The sequence below is a fragment of the Sharpea azabuensis DSM 18934 genome (genome assembly GCF_000702165.1).
In the GTDB taxonomy this organism is placed as follows: Bacteria; Bacillota_I; Bacilli_A; order Erysipelotrichales; family Coprobacillaceae; genus Sharpea; species Sharpea azabuensis.
The window spans coordinates 22,300-30,352 of the sequence record NZ_JNKU01000035.1; the positions used below are offsets into that span (position 1 = coordinate 22,300).

Annotated in this window: 7 protein-coding genes and 4 tRNA genes; 9 read left to right on the forward strand and 2 right to left on the reverse strand. The window is 38.9% G+C overall.

All coding sequences use genetic code 11. The features are described 5' to 3' along the window. The first annotated feature begins 1 nt into the window (after position 1). Complete coding sequence (locus tag T529_RS0108250) at positions 2 to 1,189, forward strand: aminotransferase-like domain-containing protein (protein WP_033163149.1); 1,188 nt, start codon at positions 2 to 4, stop codon at positions 1,187 to 1,189. Positions 1,190 to 1,199: 10 nt separating this feature from the next. Here the strand turns inward: T529_RS0108250 and T529_RS0108255 are convergent, their stop codons facing one another. Further along, positions 1,200 to 2,060: a DMT family transporter gene (locus T529_RS0108255; protein WP_033163150.1), complete on the reverse strand. Its 861-nt coding sequence runs from the start codon at positions 2,058 to 2,060 to the stop codon at positions 1,200 to 1,202. A 147-nt stretch (positions 2,061 to 2,207) separates the two neighbouring features. On the opposite strand from T529_RS0108255, the gene T529_RS0108260 reads away from it, so the two are divergent. The 4 genes from T529_RS0108260 (at position 2,208) to T529_RS0108275 (ending at position 2,539) form a co-directional block, all read left to right on the forward strand. Continuing rightward, positions 2,208 to 2,284, forward strand: a tRNA-Asn gene (locus tag T529_RS0108260). 6 nt (positions 2,285 to 2,290) lie between these two features. Next, positions 2,291 to 2,366, forward strand: a tRNA-Glu gene (locus T529_RS0108265). Between the two features lie 6 nt (positions 2,367 to 2,372). Beyond that, positions 2,373 to 2,448: transfer RNA gene (locus T529_RS0108270), tRNA-Val, on the forward strand. Between the two features lie 15 nt (positions 2,449 to 2,463). Then, positions 2,464 to 2,539: transfer RNA gene (locus T529_RS0108275), tRNA-Thr, on the forward strand. A 69-nt stretch (positions 2,540 to 2,608) separates the two neighbouring features. Here T529_RS0108275 and T529_RS0108280 read toward each other — a convergent pair. Then, a complete protein-coding gene (locus tag T529_RS0108280; RefSeq protein WP_033163151.1) occupies positions 2,609 to 3,070 on the reverse strand; it encodes a MarR family winged helix-turn-helix transcriptional regulator in 462 nt (153 codons plus the stop codon). Positions 3,071 to 3,232: 162 nt separating this feature from the next. Here T529_RS0108280 and T529_RS0108285 point away from each other — a divergent pair, with 162 nt between their 5' ends. The 4 genes from T529_RS0108285 to T529_RS0108300 all read left to right on the forward strand — a co-directional run. Continuing rightward, positions 3,233 to 3,766 carry a helix-turn-helix domain-containing protein gene (locus tag T529_RS0108285; RefSeq protein WP_033163152.1) on the forward strand — a complete coding sequence of 178 codons (534 nt, stop codon included), beginning with the start codon at positions 3,233 to 3,235 and terminating at the stop codon, positions 3,764 to 3,766. Between the two features lie 14 nt (positions 3,767 to 3,780). After that, on the forward strand, positions 3,781 to 5,361 hold the full coding sequence (locus T529_RS0108290; RefSeq protein WP_413787522.1) for an ABC transporter ATP-binding protein: 1,581 nt from the start codon (positions 3,781 to 3,783) through the stop codon (positions 5,359 to 5,361). Next, entirely contained in the window at positions 5,362 to 6,198 is an 837-nt protein-coding gene (locus T529_RS0108295) for an ABC transporter permease (protein ID WP_033163154.1), read from the forward strand. Beyond that, positions 6,198 to 8,053 (forward strand): extracellular solute-binding protein (locus tag T529_RS0108300; protein WP_033163155.1); only part of this gene is annotated, 1,856 nt, incomplete at its 3' end. The genes T529_RS0108295 and T529_RS0108300, both read left to right, overlap by 1 nt.

The window sequence follows — 8,053 nt, forward strand, 5'->3', positions numbered from 1 at the left end:
TATGAAAGTCGAAATTTCAAGAAAAATGCAGAGTGTACAGGCAAGTGCCATCAGAGAAATCTTAAAGATGACATCGAATCCGGATGTGATTTCATTTGCGGGAGGCAATCCTGCCAGTGATGCCTTTCCAGTTGAAGACCTCAAACGTATTTCAGCTGAACTCTTTGAAGAAGATCCAATTGGTTTATTGCAGTATGGTATTACTGAAGGTGACGCAGGCTTCTTGGAAGCTGCCAATAAATTCTTTAACCGTGAGGAACAGGTAACAAGAGCCGTCGACCAGATCATTGCTACAACGGGTTCTCAGCAGATCATGGACCTGCTTACAAAGGTGCTTTGTAATGAAGGGGATGTTGTTGCCTGTGAAGAACCAGCCTTTTTGGGAGCCTTAAATTCCTTTAAGGAAGATGGTGCTATCTTAAGAGGTGTCGGCTTTAGCGAAGAAGGGCAGCTTGACTTAGCTCAGCTTGAAATAGCACTCAGCATCCAGCCAAGACCAAAATTCTTCTATACCATTCCTAATTTCCAGAATCCAATGGGAACAACAATGTCCCTTGAAACAAGAAAACAGGTGCTTGCCCTGTGTAAGAAATATGGCGTGCTTATTCTTGAAGACAATCCATATGGTGCTATTCGTTTTACAGAAGAACATGTACCTTCTATCAAATCTCTTGATGAAGATGATATGGTTATTTATGCCGCATCACTTTCCAAGATTCTTGCTCCTGGTTTACGTTTAGCGGTATGTATTGGTCGTGAAGATATTGTAGGAAAGATGGTTGTGGCGAAACAAGGCGCTGATGTGCATACAAACTTATGGGCCCAGAAAGTCGCTGCTCGTTTCTTATCAACATGTGATATGAATGCTCATTTATCACGTATTAGAACCATTTATAAGAAGAAATGTGCCTTGATGTTGAAAACAATGGATGAAACATTTGATGAAAGAGTGACTTATACAAGACCTGATGGTGGGATGTTTATCTGGGTGAACTTGCCTGAAGGCAGTGATGTACTGAAATTTGCGCAAAAAGCAATTGAAAACAATGTAGCTATTGTTCCAGGTATTTCCTTCTATACGAATGAAGAGAAGCCTTGTTATGCACTGCGTTTAAATTTCTCTACACCAACGGATGAAAAGATTGTCAAGGGTATTCGTATACTAGGCGAAATGACGCATCAATTATAAAAGACGGAACTTAGCGTTCCGCCTTTTTTGGCCATTGCGATAACACAACGGCAATAAAAATCAATAGACAACCAATATAATTTATAGCCTTCATTCTTTCATGCAGGAAGATTGTTCCAGCAAGAAGCGAGAAGACCGATTCAAGACAGAAAATCAGGCTTGCTTCGGTTGGAGGCACATAGCGCTGGCCAACAATCTGTAAGGTGTAGGCAATCGCACAGGAGAAAACACCGGCATAAACAATAGGCCACCATGAAGCAAGAATATCATTGATTTGTGGCTTTTCAAAAAGAAACATACAGACAATACTCAATAGACCTGCAACAATAAACTGTGTCGCACTCATCAAGACACCATTCACATGATCAGAATAGTGATCAATGATGAGAATCTGAAAAGCAAAAGCCAGGGCACAAAGCATTAATTGGATATCACCGGTATTAATGGATAACCCTTCAGCACTATAATTGAGTAAATAAAGACCAGCTAAAGAAATCACAACACTCACCCAGACTATCGGCCTGATCTTCTTGTGAAGAAAGACGGAGAGGAAGGGAACAATAATTGCATAGAGCGAAGTGATGAAGCCGGCTTTTGAGGCACTGGTGTTATTGATGCCAAATTGCTGGAGGTTGGAAGCAATAAAGAGTGCTAGCCCACAGAAGATACCACCCATTATGGAAGTCTTCATTTCTTTATTCTTACGTAAGAGGAAGTAAATAGGAATGAGGACAAGGCCGCCAAGGAGGGTTCGAAAGCCATTATAAGTAAAGCCACCAATCGTACCACCACTTTTCTGAGCAACAAAAGCACTACCCCAGATCATTGCCGCAAAAACAAGGAGAAGATTATATTTTGTACGTGTATTCATCTATTTTATCCTTTCTGTCAAAGATATGCTTTCATTATAACGGAAAAAGAAAACAAAAGAAGTAAAAAATAAAAAAGGACTTGCATTATTAAAAAACACATGGTATATTAAGTGAGCACCACGAAGCCGAGTGCTTCTAAAGCAAATGCCTCAATAGCTCAGTTGGTTAGAGCATCTGACTGTTAATCAGGGGGTCGTAGGTTCGAGTCCTACTTGAGGCGCCATCTTGTGGCGGATTGGAGAAACGGTTAACTCACATGCCTTTCACGCATGCATTCACGGGTTCGAATCCCGTATCCGTCACCATTTAGTGGGAGCTTAGCTCAGTTGGGAGAGCGTCTGCCTTACAAGCAGAGGGTCAGCGGTTCGAGCCCGTTAGCTCCCACCATTTTTATGAGATGCTGCCGACTTAGCTCAATTGGTAGAGCAACTGACTTGTAATCAGTAGGTTGTGGGTTCAATTCCTATAGTCGGCACCATGTTGTATGATACTTCCTGCGGGAAGTTTTTTTTGTATATGAATAAAGGACAATCATTGTGATTGCCCTTTATTTTTTGTTTTTAAGTTCTTCATTAAATGTTTTGACTTCATCTTGTACTTGTTCGAATGCGTGATAAACAAATGAGAATTCACTTTCTGGAATGGCATGATCAAGAATGTGAATGATTTCCTGATGGAACTGATCGTGGACTTTTAATGCATCTTCTCCTCTAGGCGTAAGAGAAAGAATCATATAGCGATGGTCCTTCGGATATGGCTTTTTTGTCAGGTATCCTTTCTTGATGATGGTTTTGACATTGGTAGTAAGTGTGCCGATGGTAATCTTGAGACGGGCACTGACATTACTCATGGTTGGGAAGCTTTCCTTCTTGACTGCCTCGAGGACATGCATCTCGGTTAAGGAAAGGTCGCTATATTCGCTATGACGAATATATTCTTCCTGGGCTTTCATGACACTTGTGAATACATTGCTTATGACATTCATAAAGTTTATTTTTATATTATCCATATACATCACCACCTTTATTTTACTTTGACTCTCAAATGATGTCAAATATTTAGAGTTTAGTTAATTAAACTTAATGTTTAATTAACTTGCATTTTCTATGCATAAGACTATAATAATATCGATATAATAAACAAAGAGTTTAGTATATAAAACGGAGGCATTATGGAGATTGGGAAGAAAATAAAGGCTTTGCGAACCAAGAACGGCTTGACGCTTGAAGAACTTGCTTCACGAAGTGAGCTGACAAAAGGCTTTCTGTCACAGCTTGAACGTGATCTGACTTCACCAAGTATTAGTACGTTGGAAGATATTCTTGAAGCGTTGGGCACAAATTTATCGGATTTCTTCAAAGAAGAAAAAGAAAAACAGATCGTCTTTAAAGAAGAAGACTATTTTGTGGATGAACGTGAAGATGGGACGATTGAATGGATTGTGCCTAATGCACAAAAAAATAAAATGGAACCTATTCGTCTTACCCTTCATCAACATCAAACATCGAAACAAATGCATGAGCATGAAGGGGAAGAATTTGGCTATGTGCTGCAGGGATGTGTAGAGCTTGTCTATGGTGAAAAGAAATGCAAGATTCATCAAAAAGAAACATTCTATGTTGATGGCTCACATGAACATTATCTCTCTAACCCGAATAGCACGGATGCGATTGTACTTTGGATTACGACACCACCATTATTCTAGAGGAGAAAATGAAAATGGATGAAAGAAAGAAAATTATTGAATTTAAACACATCGTCAAGAATTTTGGCGATGCAGTTGTTTTAAAAGGAATAGATTTAGATATTTATGAAAATGAATTTGTGACATTGTTGGGACCTTCAGGATGTGGGAAGACAACATTGTTAAGAATTCTTGGGGGCTTTTTAGAGCCTAATGAAGGACAGGTTATTCTTGATGGGGAAGACATTAAGAATGTGCCACCTTATAAACGTGAATTAAATACTGTCTTTCAGCGTTATGCCTTATTTCCCCATATGAATGTCTATGACAACATTGCCTTTGGCTTAAAAATCAAGAAGATGAGTAAGGACGTTATTGATCAGAAGGTTATGCGTATGTTGAAGCTGATTGGTCTTGAAGGCTTCGAAAAGAAAGATGTCACACTTCTCTCCGGTGGTCAGCAGCAGCGTGTAGCGATTGCGAGAGCGCTTGTCAATGAACCAAAAGTATTATTATTGGATGAACCATTATCGGCCTTGGATCATAAATTGAGAAAAGAAATGCAGTATGAATTAAAACGTATTCAACAGGAAGTTGGCATTACCTTTATCTTTGTCACACATGATCAGGAAGAAGCTTTGACAATGAGTGATAAGATCGTTGTTATGAATAAGGGGGAAATCCAGCAAGTTGGTTCTCCTGAAGAAATTTATAATGAACCTGTCAATCGCTATGTAGCACAGTTTATTGGGGAGAGTAATATTGTGCCTGCCATCATGTTGGAAGATGAAAAGGTAAAGTTTGATGATACGATCTTTGATTGTGTAGATAAGGGCTTTAAGGATAATGAGCGTGTTGATGTAATTATTCGTCCTGAAGATATTGATATTGTGCCTGTGGAAAAAGGTAAGATGACGGGTGAAGTGTTATCTGTATTATTCAAAGGTGTGCATTATGAAATCATGGTTGAAACTGTGCCAGGTACGACTGTTAATGTCAATATGCATATTGTTGGGGATAATACAAAGCGTTCCGAAGATGGCAAGGAAATGATTTCAGCCAATGACTTCTATCTTGACTTAGAAGATATGGAAGGTATTGATGATACGGAAATCATTGCCCGTGCAGGCGCCCAGGCATGGAATCCAGAAACAGATGAATTCACTTCCATTGCCCATGTCGAAACAGACTTAAAGCAGGAAACAGGTGAATACCATGTCACATTCTCAACATCCAATGGTCTTGAAGTGACAAGAAAAATCTGGGTTATTGATCAGCGTGTAGTTGAAAATAAGAAAGCTAATGAAGCTATTTCAGCCTTTAACTTCTTCAAGACAGCTGATGAAATTGCTGAATCACAAGCTCTTGATACGGACTTAAAGGTATGGGCTAATGCGCAGGCTTGGAAGCTGGATGATGAAGATGAAAATGTCGAACTGTTCGTTGATTATGACTTTGATCCAGAAAACTTAAAGCAGGGAATCTACAAAGTCACATTCTCAACAACTGGTCGTGAATTCAAAATTCATACTACGGACTATGTGGAAGAAGGTAAGGAAGTCGGCCTTACTTTCAATCCTGAAGATATTCATGTTATGGAAAAGATGGGCTTTTAAATGAAGAAATTTAGACAGCTTGTCATACCATATATTGTCTGGTCAGTTTTAATGTTGTTGTTACCGATGCTGCTGATTGCAATGTACTCATTCATGAAGCAGGGCAATAGCATTCTGCCTTTCAAGCTTACTATTCATAACTACGTCAAATTCTTTACGGATAAGGACTTCTTGATGATCTTGTTGAGATCATTGTTGATTGCAGTGAAAACAACAATCATCTGCCTGCTTTTAGGCTATCCTCTTGCTTACTTTATTGCCAAGACGCCAGAAAAGAAACGTAATAATCTGATCTTGCTTATTACTCTTCCAATGTGGATCAATATGCTTGTAAGAACATATGCCTGGATTGGCTTATTATCCAATGATGGTTTATTTGCCTGGATTTTCTCTCTCTTTGGCTTTAAGCATGTGGAACTGCTATACACAGAAACAGCCGTCCTGATTGGCATGGTTTATAACTTCCTGCCATTCATGATTCTTCAGATTAATACGGCCTTGACAAAAATAGATCCTTCATTAATTGAAGCAAGCTATGATTTAGGTGCAAGCAAGAAAGAAACATTTAGAAGAGTCATTCTTCCATTATCATTATCCGGAGTAATTTCTGGTATTGCCTTAGTCTTCTTGCCGGCAGTAAGTTCATTCTTTATTCCTAAATTGCTTGGTGGGGGACAGTATTTCTTAATTGGTAATGTTATTGAGAACCAGTTTATTACGGTTGGAGAATGGAATTTTGGTAGTGCTATTTCTATGATTATGGCAGTTATTATGATGCTTTCCATGTATCTTGTACGTCGTATCGATTCTAATAATCATCAGCAGGAGGACGAATAATGAAAAAAGAAAAAAGATATTTTGGTCGTCTCTTGATGATTTTAGCTTTAATCTTCTTCTATTTGCCCATTGTCTTTATGATGGTCATTTCTTTCAATAGTTCGAAATCTTTGACAAGTTTTACAGGGTTCTCATTGAAGTGGTATCAGGCCATGCTGAAGAACCATTCAATGATGGAATCACTCTATGTGACAATCCTTGTCGCCATTCTAGCTACAATTATCTCTACGGTTATTGGGACAATGACAGCAATTGGCTTATCCCAATCAACAAAACGTGTACGCCGTTATGTGTCAGTCGTTAATGACTTTCCACTAATGAACCCTGATATTGTCACTGCCATTGGCTTGATGCTTTTATTTATTACATTGAATATTACAAAGGGCTTTGGGACATTGCTTTTGGCACATATTGCCTTCTGTATTCCCTATGTCATCCTTTCCGTCCTGCCCCGTGTAAGGGCGCTTGATCCTAACTTGGCGGATGCGGCCATGGATTTAGGAGCAACACCATTTCGTGCTATTCTTCAAGTCATCGTCCCTGAAATCATGCCCGGTATTGTCTCTGGTAGCTTGATTGCCTTTACGATGAGTATTGATGATTTCATTATTTCTTACTTTGTCACTGGTGGAGGTGTCAAGAACCTTTCCATCATGGTTTATACGATGAGTAAACGTGTCAATCCATCCGTTAATGCTATTTCTACAGTCTTTGTCGTACTCATTACCATCATTCTTATCCTTGTCAATGTTGTGCCTGCAATTCGTGCTAAGCATGTCAAAGAAACAACAGAATTAAAACAAGCAAAGAAATGGCCTATATTCGTTATTGCTGGACTTGTCATAGCAATTATTATTGGCTCTCTTGCCGGCCTAAAAAGCAATTCGACAGCAAAATTTGGTGGTCAGACATTGCATATCTATATGCCAAGTGAGTATATCGATGAAGACATGGTTGCAGAATTTGAAGATACAACAGGCGCTAAAGTCATCATGGATAACTTTGATAGTAACGAACAGATGTATATCAAGGTCGCTAATGGTGAAAAATATGACTTATTGATTCCTAGTGATTATATGATTCAAAGATTAATTGGTGAAAATATGTTGCAGAAGCTTGATCAAAAAGCTTTAAAGAAGACATTTAATGCAATTAATCCGCTCATTCTTCATCAGTCCTATGACAAGGATAATGCCTATTCCATCCCTTATTTCTGGGGTAGTGTGGGAATTGTCTATGATAAGCGTAAAGTGACCGTGGATGAGCTTGATCGAGAAGGCTTTGCTATTTTCAAAGATACAAAGTTCAAGGGCCAGGTTTATGTTTATGATTCAGAACGTGATTCCTTCATGATGGCCTTAAAATCTCTTGGCTATTCTATGAATACAACCAGTGAAGCAGAGCTAGAGAAAGCCTATGACTGGTGGGTAGATGTCATGAAGACAATGAATACTGAAATTGTAACTGATGAAATCATTGATAATATGGCTCGGGCTAGAAAGGCATTGGGTCTTGTCTATTCTGGTGATGCCGCAAGTATTCTTTCCACAAATAAGAATATGGGCTTCTATATGCCTAAAGAAGGTACAAATATCTGGACGGATGCAATGGTTATTCCAAAAAATGCTTCCAATGTCCCACTTGCGACAGAGTTCATGAAATATATTCTAACTAAGAAAGTTGCCACAGCAAACTCAGAATATGTTGGCTATACTTCACCGGTTAAGTCGGTTGAAGATCAGCTTGCCAAAACTACATTCAAAGGTAATGCAGCTTATACACCACGTTTAGGTTATGCGAAAGATGAAGTCTTTGGCTATAATGATAAATCACGTAAGATTATTGCGGATTTATG

What these genes read in the sequence shown, in the direction of transcription:
- T529_RS0108250 (WP_033163149.1), top strand. Translation starts at nt 2, where the DNA reads ATGAAAGTCGAAATTTCAAGAAAAATGCAGAGTGTACAGGCAAGTGCC.
- T529_RS0108255 (WP_033163150.1), bottom strand. Translation starts at nt 2,060, where the DNA reads ATGAATACACGTACAAAATATAATCTTCTCCTTGTTTTTGCGGCAATG.
- T529_RS0108280 (WP_033163151.1), bottom strand. Translation starts at nt 3,070, where the DNA reads ATGGATAATATAAAAATAAACTTTATGAATGTCATAAGCAATGTATTC.
- T529_RS0108285 (WP_033163152.1), top strand. Translation starts at nt 3,233, where the DNA reads ATGGAGATTGGGAAGAAAATAAAGGCTTTGCGAACCAAGAACGGCTTG.
- T529_RS0108290 (WP_413787522.1), top strand. Translation starts at nt 3,781, where the DNA reads ATGGATGAAAGAAAGAAAATTATTGAATTTAAACACATCGTCAAGAAT.
- T529_RS0108295 (WP_033163154.1), top strand. Translation starts at nt 5,362, where the DNA reads ATGAAGAAATTTAGACAGCTTGTCATACCATATATTGTCTGGTCAGTT.